Consider the following 13,827-nt stretch of genomic DNA (forward strand, 5'->3'; position numbering starts at 1 on the left):
GCTTTGCCGCGTTATTCGCCCGATTGCCGGTTGCGTGCGGCGCCTACCATCGCTGTCATGGAAAAAAGCCTCTCGGGTCGCTATCCGGCGCGAGGGGCGTGCAGCGCTTCATACGGAGAGACGCACACATGCTGGACAAACTCGATGCGGAATTCGCGTTCGGCCGACAGGCGCTCGACGTGCGCGCCTACCGGCAGGAACTGCTGTCGTCGAACATCGCGAACGCCGACACGCCCGGCTACCAGGCCCGCGACGTCGATTTCGCGTCGACGCTCGCGCGCTCGCTGAAGCAGACGAACGGCGGCCTCGCGCCGAGCAACGCCGCGCAACTGCCGATGACGCAGCCGGCCGGCGTGACGAGCGGCATGTCGATGGTGTCGACGGCGCCGGGCCACATGGCCGGCACGGCGAAGCTGATCCCGACGGGCGGCCCGGCCGACGACTACGGCCGCGCGCAGTACCGGATGCCGCTGCAGCCGTCGCTCGACGGCAACACGGTCGATCTCGACGTCGAGCGCGTGCAGTTCGCGAACAACGCGCTGCACTACGAAACCGGGATGACCGTGATGACCCAGCAGATCAAGGCCATGATCGCCGCGATCTCGACGAACTCGTAAGCGCGCCGCTTCCGGACCCGCGCACAAGCACAAGGAGCCTCCATGCCTTCGTTGATGAACATCTTCGGCGTCGCCGGTTCGGCGCTGTCCGCGCAATCGCAGCGCCTGAACGTCACCGCGTCGAACCTCGCGAACGCCGACAGCGCCACCGGCCCCGACGGCAAGCCATACAAGGCCAAGCAGGTCGTGTTCGCGACCGACCCGATGGGCGGCGCGCGCACCGCGTCCGGCCAGGGCGTGGGCGGCGTGCGCGTGACGAAGGTGATGGACGACCCGTCGCCGATGAAGTCGACCTACGATCCGGCGAACCCGGCCGCCGACGCGAACGGCTACGTGCAGATGCCGAACGTCGACCCGGTGCAGGAGATGGTGAACATGATCTCGGCGTCGCGCTCGTACCAGGCCAACGTCGAGACGCTGAACACCGCGAAGACGCTGATGCTCAAGACGCTGACGATCGGCTCGTGAGCCGCGCGCCGACCGACCTTACAGACCCGACAGTTCCGATAGAAGGCCACCCAGGATGACTTCCTCCAGCACGACGATCGGCGGCAACGGCACGAACGTGTCGACCCTGCCGACCGACACGATGAACACCAACAGCGTGTCGTCGACCAACGGCACATCGGCGAGCGACCTGCAGGCGACGTTCCTGAAGCTGCTCGTCACGCAGTTGCAGAACCAGGATCCGACGAGCCCGGTCGACAGCTCGCAGATGACGTCGCAGCTCGCGCAGATCAACACGGTGAGCGGCATCGCGCAGCTGAACACGTCGCTCACGTCGCTGTCGACGCAGCTCACGGCCGGCCAGCAGACGCAGGCCGCGCTGCTGATCGGCACGAACGTGCTCGCGCCGGGCAACGCCGTCGCGGTGAAGAGCGGTGCGGCGTCGCCGTTCGGCGTGTCGCTGGCGAGCTCGGTGTCGAACCTGACGATCACCGTGAAGAACTCGGCGGGCGCCGTCGTGAACACGATCAACGCGGGCGCGCAGTCGGCCGGCACCGTGCCGTTCAACTGGACGCCGACCGACGCGGCGGGCAATGCGCTGCCGGACGGCAAGTACACGATCAGCGCGTCGTATACCAACAGCGCGGGCACGCCGCAGGCGGCCACGACGCTCGCGGCCGCGCAGGTGCAGAGCGTGATCAAGCAGGCTGACGGCACGGCGGGGCTCGTGCTGTCGAACGGCACGACGGTGGGGCTCACCCAGGTCGCGTCGATTTTCCCGAACACGTCGTCATCCGGCGGCACTACGTCCAACTGATTCAGCTTCCCCGAAACGGAGACCGAAATGGGTTATCAACAGGGTCTGAGCGGCCTCGCCGGCGCATCGAACGCGCTCGACGTGATCGGCAACAACATCGCGAACGCGAACACGGTCGGCTTCAAGTCGAGCACCGCGCAGTTCGCCGACATGTACGCGAACTCGGTCGCGACGTCGGTCAATACGCAGATCGGCATCGGCACGACGCTCGCGTCGGTGAATCAGCAGTTCGGCCAGGGCACGATCAATACGACGAACTCGTCGCTCGACGTCGCGATCAACGGCAACGGCTTCTTCCAGATGTCGAACAACGGCGTGACGACGTACTCGCGCGACGGCACGTTCCAGCGCGACAAGAACGGCTTCATCGTCGACTCGCAAGGCCGCAACCTGATGGGCTATGCGGCTGTCTCGGGCGGCGTGATCAACACCGCGCAGACCGTGCCGCTGCAGGCGCCGACGACCAACATCGCGCCGACCGCGACGACCAAGATCACCGGCCAGTTCAACCTGAACTCGCAGGACACGGTGCCGGCCAAGACGCCGTTCAGCGCGACCGACACCGCGACCTACAACTACTCGACGTCGGTCCAGGTGTACGACTCGCTCGGCGGTTCGCAGGCGGTCAACATGTACTTCGTGAAGTCGGCGGCCGGCACGTGGGAAGCGTACGCGGGCGTCCAGGGCGGCGCGACGACCGATCTCGGCACGGTCACGTTCGATACGTCGGGCGCGATCAAGAGCACGACGCTGCCGGGCGCGGGCGGGCCGACCACGTCGCTCGGCCAGTTCCAGTTCACCGTGCCGAATACCGACGGCTCGGCGACGCCGCAAAACCTTACGCTCGACCTGACCGGCACGACGCAGTACGGCGGCAAGGACGGCGTGAACAACCTCGCGCAGGACGGCTACGCGAGCGGCACGCTGACGACCTACTCGATCGGCGCCGACGGCAAGCTGACCGGCAACTACTCGAACGGCCAGACCGCCGTGCTCGGCCTGATCGCGCTCGCGAACTTCAACAACCCGAACGGGCTGGTGAACCTCGGCGGCAACCAGTATGCGGAGTCCTCCGCATCGGGCGTGCCGCAGATCTCGGCGCCCGGCAGCACGAACCACGGCAAGCTGCAGGGCAGCGCGCTCGAGAACTCGAACGTCGACCTCACGTCGCAGCTCGTCAACCTGATCACCGCGCAGCGCAACTACCAGGCGAACGCGCAGACGATCAAGACGCAGCAGACCGTCGACCAGACGCTCATCAACCTGTAAGCGCGGATAACCGGCAGCCATGGACCGACTGATCTACACGGCGATGACGGGCGCGTCGCAGTCGCTCGACCAGCAGGCGATCGTCGCGAACAACCTCGCGAACGCATCGACGACGGGCTTTCGCGCGCAGCTCGCGACGTATCGCGCGGTGCCGATGAATTTCGGCGACGGCAGCAACATCGACCCGACGACGACGCGCACCTACGTGCTCGCGTCGACGCCCGGCGCGGACTACGCACCGGGTCCGATCACGCGCACCGGCAATCCGCTCGACGTCGCCGTGCAGGGCGCCGGCTGGCTGTCGGTGCAGACGGCCGACGGCGGCGAGGCGTACACGCGCGCCGGCAACCTGCACGTCGACGAGAACGGCCAGCTCGTCAACGCGAGCAACCTGCCGGTGATCGGCAACGGCGGCCCGATCTCGGTGCCGCCGAACGCCGAGGTGACGATCGGCAAGGACGGCACCGTTTCCGCGCTGATGCCGGGCGACCCGCCGACGGCGGTCGCGATCGTCGACCAGATGAAGCTCGTCAATCCCGATCCGGCCACGCTCACGCGCGGCAACGACGGATTGTTCCGCACCGCCGACGGCAATCCGGCCGACGCCGACACGAACGTGGTCGTCACGCCGAATTCGCTCGAAGGCAGCAACGTCAACCCGGTGACCGCGATGGTCGCGATGATCGACAACGCGCGCGCGTTCCAGCTTCAGTCGAAGCTGATCCAGACGGCCGACCAGAACGAGCAGACGGCGAACCAGCTGCTCAACTTCAGCTGAGCGCCCGCGCCAGCCCACGCAGGAGAATCGACAAGTGAACCGTTCGCTCTACATCGCCGCCACCGGCATGAATGCGCAGCAGGCGCAGATGGACGTGATTTCGAACAACCTCGCGAACACCAGCACGAACGGCTTCAAGGCGTCGCGCGCGGTGTTCGAGGATCTGCTTTACCAGACGATCCGCCAGCCCGGCGCGAACTCGACGCAGCAGACCGAGCTGCCGTCGGGCCTGCAGCTCGGCACCGGCGTGCAGCAGGTCGCCACCGAGCGCCTGTACACGCAGGGCGGCCTCACGCAGACCGGCAACTCGAAGGACGTCGCGATCAACGGCGCGGGCTTCTTCCAGGTGCTGATGCCGGACGGCACGAACGCGTACACGCGCGACGGCTCGTTCCAGACCAACGCGCAGGGCCAGCTCGTCACGTCGAGCGGCTATCAGATTCTGCCGGCGATCACCGTGCCGCAGAACGCGCAGTCGCTGACGATCGGCAAGGACGGCGTCGTGTCGGTCACGCAGCCGGGCTCGGGCAACGCGGTGCAGATCGGCTCGCTGCAGATCGCGACCTTCATCAACCCGGCCGGCCTCGAGGCGAAGGGCGAGAACCTGTTCGCGGAAACGACGTCGTCGGGCGCGCCCAACGTGTCGCAGCCGGGGCTGAACGGCGCGGGCGTGCTCAACCAGGGTTATGTCGAAGCGTCGAACGTGAACGTCGTGCAGGAGCTCGTCAACATGATCCAGACGCAGCGTGCCTACGAGATCAACAGCAAGGCCGTGACGACGTCCGACCAGATGCTGCAGACCGTCACGCAGATGAAGAGCTAACCGGAACACCCCGTCGTCGCCATGAAGCAGGTTCGCCTCCTCCCGTCAGCCACCGTCCGCGCCGCGTGCGCGGTCGCGGTGGCGGCGCTCGCCGGTTGCGCGCAGATTCCGCGCGATCCGATCATCCAGCAGCCGATGACGGCGCAGCCGCCAGCGCCGATGTCGATGCAGGCGCCCGGCTCGATCTACAACCCCGGCTACGCGGGGCGGCCGCTTTTCGAGGATCAGCGGCCGCGCAACGTCGGCGACATCCTGACGATCATGATCGCGGAAAACATCAACGCGACCAAATCGTCGGGCGCGAACACGAACCGGCAGGGCAACACCGATTTCAACGTGCCGACGGCCGGCTTCCTCGGCGGGCTGTTCGCGAAGGCGAACCTGTCGGCGGCCGGCAACAACAAGTTCGCGGCGACGGGCGGCGCGAGCGCGGCGAACACGTTCAACGGCACGATCACGGTGACCGTCACCAACGTGCTGCCGAACGGCAACCTCGTGGTCAGCGGCGAGAAGCAGATGCTGATCAACCAGGGCAACGAATTCGTGCGCTTTTCGGGCGTCGTCAACCCGAACACGATCTCGGGCGCGAACTCCGTCTACTCGACCCAGGTCGCCGACGCGAAGATCGAATATTCGTCGAAGGGCTACATCAACGAAGCCGAGACGATGGGCTGGCTGCAGCGCTTCTTCCTCAACATCGCGCCGTGGTGATGACGATGCAGACGACCCTGTCCAACCGCCCGTCGTCCCGCGCGCAAGCCTTCGTGCGGTTCGCCGTCGCGTTCGTGGCCGCGGCCTGCGTGTTCGGCGCGGCGCCCGCGCACGCGGAACGCCTGAAGGATCTCGCGCAGATCCAGGGCGTGCGCGACAACCCGCTGATCGGCTATGGCCTCGTCGTCGGTCTCGACGGCACGGGCGACCAGACGATGCAGACGCCGTTCACGACACAGACGCTCGCGAACATGCTCGCGAACCTCGGCATCTCGATCAACAACGGCTCGGCCAACGGCGGCCCGTCGTCGCTGAACAACATGCAGCTGAAGAACGTCGCGGCCGTGATGGTGACCGCCACGCTGCCGCCGTTCGCGCGGCCGGGCGAGGCGGTCGACGTGACCGTGTCGTCGCTCGGCAACGCCAAGAGCCTGCGCGGCGGCACGCTGCTGCTCACGCCGCTGAAGGGCGCGGACGGGCAGGTGTACGCGCTCGCGCAGGGCAACATGGCGGTCGGCGGCGCGGGGGCCAGCGCGAACGGCAGCCGCGTGCAGGTGAACCAGCTCGCGGCCGGCCGGATCGTCGGCGGCGCGATCGTCGAGCGTTCGGTGCCGAACGCGATCGCGCAGATGAACGGCGTGCTGCAGCTGCAACTGAACGACATGGACTACGGCACGGCGCAGCGGATCGTGTCCGCGGTCAATTCGAGCTTCGGCCCGGGCACCGCGACGGCGCTCGACGGCCGCACGATCCAGCTCGCGGCGCCGGCCGACTCGGCGCAGCAGGTCGCGTTCATGGCGCGGCTGCAGAACCTCGACGTGAGCCCGGACAAGGCCGCGGCGAAGGTGATCCTGAACGCGCGCACCGGCTCGATCGTGATGAACCAGATGGTCACGCTGCAGAGCTGCGCGGTCGCGCACGGCAACCTGTCGGTCGTCGTCAACACGCAGCCGGTCGTGTCGCAGCCGGGGCCGTTCTCGAACGGGCAGACGGTGGTCGCGCAGCAGTCGCAGATCCAGCTCAAGCAGGACAACGGCGCGCTGAAGATGGTGACGGCCGGCGCGAACCTCGCCGACGTCGTGAAGGCGCTGAACACGCTCGGCGCGACGCCGGCGGACCTGATGTCGATCCTGCAGGCGATGAAGGCGGCCGGCGCGTTGCGCGCGGACCTGGAGATCATCTAAATGGCAGCGAATCTTCCGAACGCGAACGATCTCACGCAGCGCTTCGCGCTCGACGTGCAGGGTTTCGACGCGCTGCGCGCGCAGGCGAAGCAGTCGCCGCAGGCCGGCGCGAAGGCCGTCGCGGGCCAGTTCGACGCGATGTTCACGCAGATGATGCTCAAGAGCATGCGCGACGCGACGCCCGACGGCGGGCTGCTCGATTCGCATACGTCGAAGATGTACACGTCGATGCTCGACCAGCAGCTCGCGCAGCAGATGTCGACGCGCGGGATCGGCGTCGCCGACGCGCTGATGAAGCAGTTGCTGCGCAATGCGGGCGTGGGCGCGGGCAGCGACACGGCGGCCGGCGTCGGCGCGGGCGGCTTGGGCGCGGGCGGTCTCGGCACGGCCGGCAACGAAGGCAGCCTCGCAGCGATGAACGCGATGGCGCGCGCGTACGCGAACGCGGCCGGCAACAACGGCGGGCTCGCCGGCGCGCGCGGCTACTCGGCCGGCAGCGCGCTGACGCCGCCGCTGAAGGGCGCGAGCGGCGCGCCGGACGCCGACGCGTTCGTCGACCGGCTCGCGGCTCCCGCACAGGCGGCCAGCGCGTCGACCGGCATCCCGGCGCGCTTCATCGTCGGCCAGGCGGCGCTCGAATCGGGCTGGGGCAAGCGCGAGATCCGCGCGGCCGACGGCTCGACCAGCTACAACGTGTTCGGCATCAAGGCGAACAAGGGCTGGACGGGCCGCACGGTGTCGGCGCTGACGACCGAGTACGTGAACGGCACGCCGCGCCGCGTGGTCGCGAAATTCCGCGCATACGACTCGTACGAGCACGCGATGACCGATTACGCGAACCTGCTGAAGAACAATCCGCGCTACTCGGGCGTGCTGAGCGCGAGCCGCAGCGTCGAAGGCTTCGCGCACGGGATGCAGAAGGCCGGTTACGCGACCGACCCGAACTACGCGAAAAAGCTGATCTCGATCATGCAGCAGATCGGCTGACGGGCCAGGGCCTGCGCCGCCGATAACAGGCTCCGGCCCATCGTCAGTTACCCTCTCAGGACCGCGCCCGGCAGCCCGCCGCGCGCGGTTTCAACGTTTGCGCGAAAAAAATCGGCAAATCGATCTAAACTTTCGGTCAGCACTGCCGCTAAGTGTGAGAGACCTGCGACCGGGCCCCCGTTCTGGCCCGGTTTTACTGCGCGCCGGGTGCCCCGGGCGCCCATGACAAGAAAGACCGGCTAGCCATGAATATCGAAACGTCGACGGACCCCAGCCTGGATGCAGGCCACTCCGGGCCCGACTATGCCCGCCGCAATCCGCTGGAAATCGGCGTGCAGCTGCGCAACCTCGTGAACCGCGGCGATTTCCTGACCGTCCAGTACCCGGGCGGCCAGCTCGTCACGCGCCTGCTCGAGGTCGACGTCGGCGCGCGGACGTTCACGTTCGACTGGGGTGCGCTGTCCGAGCAGAACGCCGGCATCCTCGGCGCGTCGCACTGCACGTTCGCGGCTTCGCCGGAGGGCGTGCGCGTCGAATTCACCACGGGCACGCCGCGCGAGACGCGCTACGAGGGGCTGCCCGCGTTCGTCGCCGATTTCCCCGAAGTCCTGATGTGCATCCAGCGCCGTGAATATTTCCGGGTCGATGCGCCGATCGTCGATCCGTTCCTGTGCCGCGGCAAGCTGCCGGACGGCGAGAGCTTCCTGTTCGAGGTGCACAACCTGTCGCTCGGCGGCGTGGGGCTGCGCACGGCCGACGAACGCGTCGAGGCGCTCGAGGTCGGCACGCTGCTGCCCGAAGTCGAGCTCGAGCTGACCGGCCACGGCAAGCTGTCGCTCGACCTGCAGCTGGTGTCGCAGCGCTCGACGCAGATGCCGAACGGGTCGCGGCGCTACCAGCTCGGCTTCCGCTACATGTCGCTGCCGGGCAGCGCCGAGAACACGCTGCAGCGGCTGATCACGCAGCTCGAAATGAAGCGCCGCTCGCTCGCGCGGGCCTGACGCGCACGCGGCCGCCGGCCCTGCACGGGCCGCCCGCGCACCGCCGCCGGCCCCGCCGGCCGGACGCTCCGACCAGCGATGCGCACCCGCGCGCCGCGCGTGCATTTTTCTCTCAATTTTTTCGATTCGCGGCCGTTATACCGGGAGTTACGCAACCCGGCGGCCGCAGCGCGGCCGGCTCATCAGGATCGCGCATGTCCAACTCACTCATGAACCTCGGCGTCAGCGGCCTGAATGCCGCGCTCTGGGGCCTCACGACGACCGGCAACAACATCAGCAACGCCGCGACGCCCGGTTATTCGGTCGAGCGGCCCGTCTATGCCGAGGCGAGCGGCCAGTACACGGGCAGCGGTTACATGCCGCAGGGCGTGAACACCGTCACCGTGCAGCGGCAGTACAGCCAGTACCTGAGCGACCAGCAGAACACCGCGCAGACGCAGGGCGGCGCGCTGTCGACGTGGTACACGCTCGTCGCGCAGTTGAACAACTACATCGGCAGCCCGACGGCGGGGATCTCGACCGCGATCACGAGCTACTTCACCGGGCTGCAGAACGTCGCGAACAACGCGTCCGACCCGTCGGTGCGGCAGACCGCGATCAGCAATGCGCAGACGCTGGCCAACCAGATCAACGCGGCCGGCCAGCAGTACGACGCGCTGCGCCAGAGCGTGAACGCGCAGCTCACCAGCACCGTGTCGCAGATCAACACGTACACCGCGCAGATCGCGCAGCTGAACCAGCAGATCTCGGCGGCGAGCAGCCAGGGGCAGCCGCCGAACCAGCTGATGGACCAGCGCGACCTCGCGGTGTCGAACCTGTCGAGCCTCGCCGGCGTGCAGGTCGTGCGCAACGACAGCGGCTACAGCGTGTTTCTCGCGGGCGGCCAGCCGCTCGTCGTCGCCGACAAGGGCTACCAGCTCGCGACCGTCACGTCGCCGTCGGACCCGAGCGAGCTGACCGTCGTGTCGCAGGGGATCGCCGGCGCGAACCCGCAGGGGCCGAACCAGGCACTGCCCGATTCGTCGCTGTCGGGCGGCACGCTCGGCGGCCTGCTCGCGTTCCGCAGCCAGACGCTCGACCCCGCACAGGCCCAGCTCGGCGCGATCGCGACCAGCTTCGCCGCGCAGGTCGACGCGCAGAACGCGCTCGGCATCGATCTGTCGGGCAATCCGGGCGGCAACCTGTTCACGACGCCGTCCCCGACCGTGTACTCGAACCAGGGCAATACCGGCAACGCGTCGCTGTCCGTGTCGTTCGCCAACGCGTCGCAGCCGACGACGAGCGACTACACGCTGTCCTACGACGGCACGAAATACACGCTGACCGACCGCGCGAGCGGCGCGATGGTCGACCAGAAGGCGGGGCCGATGCCGGTCTCGCTCGGCGGGCTGAATTTCTCGTTCGCGTCGGGTTCGATGAACGCCGGCGACAAGTTCACCGTGCTGCCGACGCGCGGCGCGCTGAACGGCTTCGGCCTCGCGACGACCAGCAGCTCGGCGATCGCGGCCGCGTCGCCGGCCGTCACGTCGGCGGCGAGTACCAACACCGGCACGGGCAAGATCACGCTGGGCGGGGTGACCGCGGGCTACCAGGTGCCGACGACCAAGCTGACCTACGACGCGACCGCGAAGACGCTGACGGGCTTCCCGGTCGGCACCACGGTGACGATCGGCACCACGCCGCCGACGACGGTGACCATCAACAACCCGACGGACACCGTGCCGTACGACCCGGCGGCCGGCGCGACGATGACGATGTCGGGGACCGCCGCGGGCGCGCTCAACGGCGTGCGCGTCACGCTGTCCGGCGCGCCGGCGACCGGCGATTCGTTCACGATCGGGCCGTATGCGGGCGGCACCAGCGACGGCTCCAACGCGCTCGCGCTGTCGAAGCTCGTCAATGCGAAGGCGCTCGGCAACGGCACGGCGACGCTCACGGGCGCGTATGCGAGCTACGTGAACGGCATCGGCAACACGACGACCCAGCTGAAATCGTCGAGCGCCGCGCAAACCGCGCTGGTCGGCCAGATCACCCAGGCGCAGCAGTCGGTGTCGGGCGTGAACCAGAACGAGGAAGCGGCGAACCTGATGCAGTACCAGCAGCTTTACCAGGCGAACGCGAAGGTGATCCAGACGGCGGCGACGCTGTTCCAGACCGTGCTCGGCCTGTTCAACTGACCGGATTCGAGGAATACAAGCGATGCGGATTTCCAGCGCCCAGTTCTTCCAGCTGAACGTTTCACAAATGAACGACCAGCAGGCCCAGCTCGCGCAGCTGTATCAGCAGATATCGAGCGGCGTGAGCCTGCAGACGGCGGCCGACAACCCGGTCGGCGCGGCGCAGGCCGTGCAGCTGTCGATGACGTCGGCGACGCTGTCGCAGTACGCGACCAACCAGAACACGGCGCTCGCTTCGCTGCAGGCCGAGGACCAGACGCTGCAGAACGTGAGCAGCGTGCTGACGAGCGCGCAGACGCTGCTCGTGCGCGCCGGCGACGGTTCGCTGTCGAACAGCGACCGCTCGGCGCTCGCGACGCAGTTGCAGGGCTACCGCGACCAGTTGATGACGCTCGGGAACACGAACGACGGCGCGGGCAACTACCTGTTCGCCGGCACGAAGAATTCGGCGGCACCGTTTACGACCACGCCGAGCGGCAGCGTCACCTATGTCGGCGACTCCGGCACGCGCCAGGTGCAGATCGCCGATTCGAGCAGCGTGTCGCAGGGCGACACGGGCTCGGCCGTCTTCATGTCGGTGTCGGCGATCGGCAGCTCGCCGGTGCCGTCGGCCGGCGCGGCCAACACGGGCACCGGCACGATCGGCGCGGTCACGGTGACGAACCCGTCGGTCGCGACGAACGGCCACCAGTTCACGATCCAGTTCGGCGGTACGGCCGCCGCGCCGACCTACACGGTGACCGACAACACGGCCAGCCCGCCGACCACCACGCCGGCACAGGCCTATTCGACGGGCTCGGCGATCTCGCTCGGCGGCGGGATGACGGTGGCGGTGTCGGGTACGCCGGCCGCCGGCGACACGTTCGCGGTCGAGCCCGCGCCGCAGGCGAGCGGCGGCTCCGACGTGTTCTCGACGTTCGATGCGGTGATCTCGGCGCTGAAGACGCCCGTGACGGCCAATGCGGTGGCGGGCGCGGCGCTGACCAACGCGCTGATGACGGGCTCGACCAAGCTCGGCAACACGATGCGCAACGTCACGACGATCCAGGCGTCGGTCGGCGGCCGCGAGCAGGAAGTCAAGGCGATGCAGGCCGTCAACCAGACGGCGGCGCTGCAGACGACCAGCAACCTGTCGGACCTGACCAGCACCAACATGGTGACGACGATCAGTCAGTTCCTGCAGATGCAGAACGCGCTGACGGGCTCGCAGAAGGCTTACGCGCAGCTGCAGAACCTGTCGCTGTTCCAGTACATCAACCCTTGATGCACGGGGCGCCGGCGACGATGTGAGCGCACGCTTGCATCGCCGCCTGCGCCATCCGCCGTCCGCGCGCAACGCACGGGCGGCCGCTGCACCGGGCCGCGCGGCCGCGCACCGGTTCGCGCATGCGGCAAGCCGCATCGCGCGCTCGTCGGCCCCGCGTGTGAGTCCGCTTGCCAGCCCGATTCCCGCTCCGTAAACTCGCGCCAGATTCCAGACCGGCGCGCCCTCCGCAGCCGGCGACAGACCGACAGGAGCGCTTTCCCCATGTCCGATTCCTACTTCCCGCGCTGGCGGGTGCAATCGACCGGCGCGGCGTCGCGCGTGGTCGGCCCCGACGAGCGCCTGCCGTGGCCGCAGATGGTCGCGATGGGCGTGCAGCACGTCGTCGCGATGTTCGGCTCGACCGTGCTCGCGCCGCTGTTGATGGGCTTCGACCCGAACCTGTGCATCTTCATGTCGGGCATCGGCACGCTGCTGTTCTTTGCGCTGGTCGGCGGCCGCGTGCCGAGCTACCTCGGCTCGAGCTTCGCGTTCATCGGCCTCGTGATCGCGGTGACGGGCTACGGCGGCAGCGGCCCGAACCCGAACATCCCGGTCGCGCTCGGCGGGATCGTCGCGTGCGGCGTCGTGTATGTCGCGCTCGGCGTGCTGGTGCAGGCGATCGGCACGCGCTGGATCGAGACGCTGATGCCGCCCGTCGTCACCGGTGCGGTCGTCGCGGTGATCGGGCTGAACCTCGCGCCGATCGCGGTCAAGGGCGTATCGGCATCGACCTTCGACTCGGTGATGGCGCTCGTCACGGTGCTCTGCGTCGGCGGCGTCGCGGTGTTCGCGCGCGGGATGATGCAGCGCCTGCTGATCCTCGTCGGGCTTGCAATCGCGTACGCGATCTACGCGATCGCGACCAACGGGATGGGCCTCGGCAAGCCGATCGACTTCGCGATCGTCGCGCATGCCGCGTGGTTCGGCGTGCCGGTGTTCCGGACGCCGGTGTTCGACCCGCACGCGATGCTGATGCTCGCGCCGGTCGCGGTGATCCTCGTCGCCGAGAACCTCGGCCATATCAAGGCCGTCAGCGCGATGACGGGGCGCAACCTCGACCGCTACGTCGGCCGCGCATTCATCGGCGACGGCCTTGCGACGATCGTGTCGGGCAGCGTCGGCGGCACGGGCGTCACGACCTACGCGGAGAACATCGGCGTGATGGCCGTCACGCGGATCTACTCGACGCTGGTCTTCGCGGTCGCCGCGCTGATCGCGATCGGGCTCGGGTTCTCGCCGAAATTCGGCGCGGTGATCCAGACGATTCCGGGCCCGGTGCTCGGCGGCGTGTCGATCGTCGTGTTCGGGCTGATCGCGGTGACGGGTGCGCGGATCTGGGGCGTCAACAAGGTCGACTTCTCCGACAACCGCAACCTGATCGTCGCGGCCGTCACGCTGGTGCTCGGCGCGGGCGACTTCTCGCTGAAGTTCGGCGGCTTCGCGCTCGGCGGGATCGGCACCGCGACGTTCGGCGCGATCATCCTGTACGCGATCCTGCGCAAGGAAAAGGAGCCGGGCCCGGTGCTGTGAGCCGCCGCGCGGATCATGGCCGCCGGCCCCGGCGAGCGTCGGGCGTCACGGGTTGTTGACGTTCGGCACGCTCGGGTTGCCGACGCTCGTGTCCTTGTTCGCGATCACGAACTGGGCGGGACTGGTCGCCTTGTATGTGCCGGCCGGACCGGCGCGGCGCCTGGGGCTCGGGAGGCCTGG

General features: G+C 68.3%; 13 protein-coding genes. All 13 read left to right on the forward strand.

The annotated features are described in order from the left end of the window. Positions 1-128 precede the first annotated feature (128 nt). Entirely contained in the window at positions 129-617 is a 489-nt protein-coding gene (gene flgB / locus DM992_RS04730; RefSeq protein ID WP_111015916.1) for a flagellar basal body rod protein FlgB, read from the forward strand. A 42-nt stretch (positions 618-659) separates the two neighbouring features. After that, on the forward strand, positions 660-1,085 hold the full coding sequence (flgC, locus tag DM992_RS04735) for a flagellar basal body rod protein FlgC (RefSeq protein ID WP_006485701.1): 426 nt from the start codon (positions 660-662) through the stop codon (positions 1,083-1,085). A gap of 55 nt (positions 1,086-1,140) precedes the next feature. Then, positions 1,141-1,881 carry a flagellar hook assembly protein FlgD gene (gene flgD / locus DM992_RS04740; RefSeq protein WP_111015917.1) on the forward strand — a complete coding sequence of 247 codons (741 nt, stop codon included), beginning with the start codon at positions 1,141-1,143 and terminating at the stop codon, positions 1,879-1,881. 27 nt (positions 1,882-1,908) lie between these two features. Continuing rightward, on the forward strand, positions 1,909-3,150 hold the full coding sequence (flgE, locus tag DM992_RS04745; protein ID WP_111015918.1) for a flagellar hook protein FlgE: 1,242 nt from the start codon (positions 1,909-1,911) through the stop codon (positions 3,148-3,150). Positions 3,151-3,169: 19 nt separating this feature from the next. Continuing rightward, the gene (gene flgF, locus DM992_RS04750; protein WP_111015919.1) at positions 3,170-3,928 is read left to right on the forward strand and encodes a flagellar basal-body rod protein FlgF; all 759 of its coding nucleotides are present in this window, start codon (positions 3,170-3,172) and stop codon (positions 3,926-3,928) included. A gap of 34 nt (positions 3,929-3,962) precedes the next feature. Continuing rightward, positions 3,963-4,751: a flagellar basal-body rod protein FlgG gene (gene flgG / locus DM992_RS04755; RefSeq protein WP_111015920.1), complete on the forward strand. Its 789-nt coding sequence runs from the start codon at positions 3,963-3,965 to the stop codon at positions 4,749-4,751. A gap of 21 nt (positions 4,752-4,772) precedes the next feature. Beyond that, positions 4,773-5,462: a flagellar basal body L-ring protein FlgH gene (gene flgH / locus DM992_RS04760; protein ID WP_096471958.1), complete on the forward strand. Its 690-nt coding sequence runs from the start codon at positions 4,773-4,775 to the stop codon at positions 5,460-5,462. Beyond that, positions 5,462-6,646 carry a flagellar basal body P-ring protein FlgI gene (locus DM992_RS04765; protein WP_204356101.1) on the forward strand — a complete coding sequence of 395 codons (1,185 nt, stop codon included), beginning with the start codon at positions 5,462-5,464 and terminating at the stop codon, positions 6,644-6,646. Before flgH ends, DM992_RS04765 begins: the two co-directional genes overlap by 1 nt. Continuing rightward, positions 6,647-7,633 carry a flagellar assembly peptidoglycan hydrolase FlgJ gene (flgJ, locus tag DM992_RS04770; protein WP_111015921.1) on the forward strand — a complete coding sequence of 329 codons (987 nt, stop codon included), beginning with the start codon at positions 6,647-6,649 and terminating at the stop codon, positions 7,631-7,633. Between the two features lie 245 nt (positions 7,634-7,878). Then, the gene (locus tag DM992_RS04780; RefSeq protein WP_111015922.1) at positions 7,879-8,634 is read left to right on the forward strand and encodes a flagellar brake protein; all 756 of its coding nucleotides are present in this window, start codon (positions 7,879-7,881) and stop codon (positions 8,632-8,634) included. Positions 8,635-8,828: 194 nt separating this feature from the next. Continuing rightward, positions 8,829-10,811 (forward strand): flagellar hook-associated protein FlgK, encoded by a 1,983-nt coding sequence (gene flgK, locus DM992_RS04785; RefSeq protein ID WP_111015923.1) that lies wholly within the window; start codon positions 8,829-8,831, stop codon positions 10,809-10,811. A gap of 22 nt (positions 10,812-10,833) precedes the next feature. Further along, positions 10,834-12,075, forward strand: a complete 1,242-nt coding sequence (gene flgL / locus DM992_RS04790) for a flagellar hook-associated protein FlgL (RefSeq protein ID WP_111015924.1) — start codon at positions 10,834-10,836, stop codon at positions 12,073-12,075. A gap of 264 nt (positions 12,076-12,339) precedes the next feature. Continuing rightward, a complete protein-coding gene (locus DM992_RS04795) occupies positions 12,340-13,647 on the forward strand; it encodes a solute carrier family 23 protein (protein ID WP_111015925.1) in 1,308 nt (435 codons plus the stop codon). Positions 13,648-13,827: the final 180 nt, after the last annotated feature.

Origin of the sequence: Burkholderia sp. JP2-270 (assembly GCF_003233675.1) — a bacterium.
In the GTDB taxonomy this organism is placed as follows: domain Bacteria; phylum Pseudomonadota; class Gammaproteobacteria; order Burkholderiales; family Burkholderiaceae; genus Burkholderia; species Burkholderia pyrrocinia_C.

Bases quoted from the DNA above. Each gene is read 5' to 3' on its own strand.
- DM992_RS04765 (WP_204356101.1), top strand. From the start codon at position 5,462: ATGACGATGCAGACGACCCTGTCCAACCGCCCGTCGTCCCGCGCGCAA.
- DM992_RS04795 (WP_111015925.1), top strand. From the start codon at position 12,340: ATGTCCGATTCCTACTTCCCGCGCTGGCGGGTGCAATCGACCGGCGCG.
- flgJ (WP_111015921.1), top strand. From the start codon at position 6,647: ATGGCAGCGAATCTTCCGAACGCGAACGATCTCACGCAGCGCTTCGCG.
- DM992_RS04780 (WP_111015922.1), top strand. From the start codon at position 7,879: ATGAATATCGAAACGTCGACGGACCCCAGCCTGGATGCAGGCCACTCC.
- flgE (WP_111015918.1), top strand. From the start codon at position 1,909: ATGGGTTATCAACAGGGTCTGAGCGGCCTCGCCGGCGCATCGAACGCG.
- flgB (WP_111015916.1), top strand. From the start codon at position 129: ATGCTGGACAAACTCGATGCGGAATTCGCGTTCGGCCGACAGGCGCTC.
- flgF (WP_111015919.1), top strand. From the start codon at position 3,170: ATGGACCGACTGATCTACACGGCGATGACGGGCGCGTCGCAGTCGCTC.
- flgC (WP_006485701.1), top strand. From the start codon at position 660: ATGCCTTCGTTGATGAACATCTTCGGCGTCGCCGGTTCGGCGCTGTCC.
- flgH (WP_096471958.1), top strand. From the start codon at position 4,773: ATGAAGCAGGTTCGCCTCCTCCCGTCAGCCACCGTCCGCGCCGCGTGC.
- flgL (WP_111015924.1), top strand. From the start codon at position 10,834: ATGCGGATTTCCAGCGCCCAGTTCTTCCAGCTGAACGTTTCACAAATG.
- flgD (WP_111015917.1), top strand. From the start codon at position 1,141: ATGACTTCCTCCAGCACGACGATCGGCGGCAACGGCACGAACGTGTCG.
- flgK (WP_111015923.1), top strand. From the start codon at position 8,829: ATGTCCAACTCACTCATGAACCTCGGCGTCAGCGGCCTGAATGCCGCG.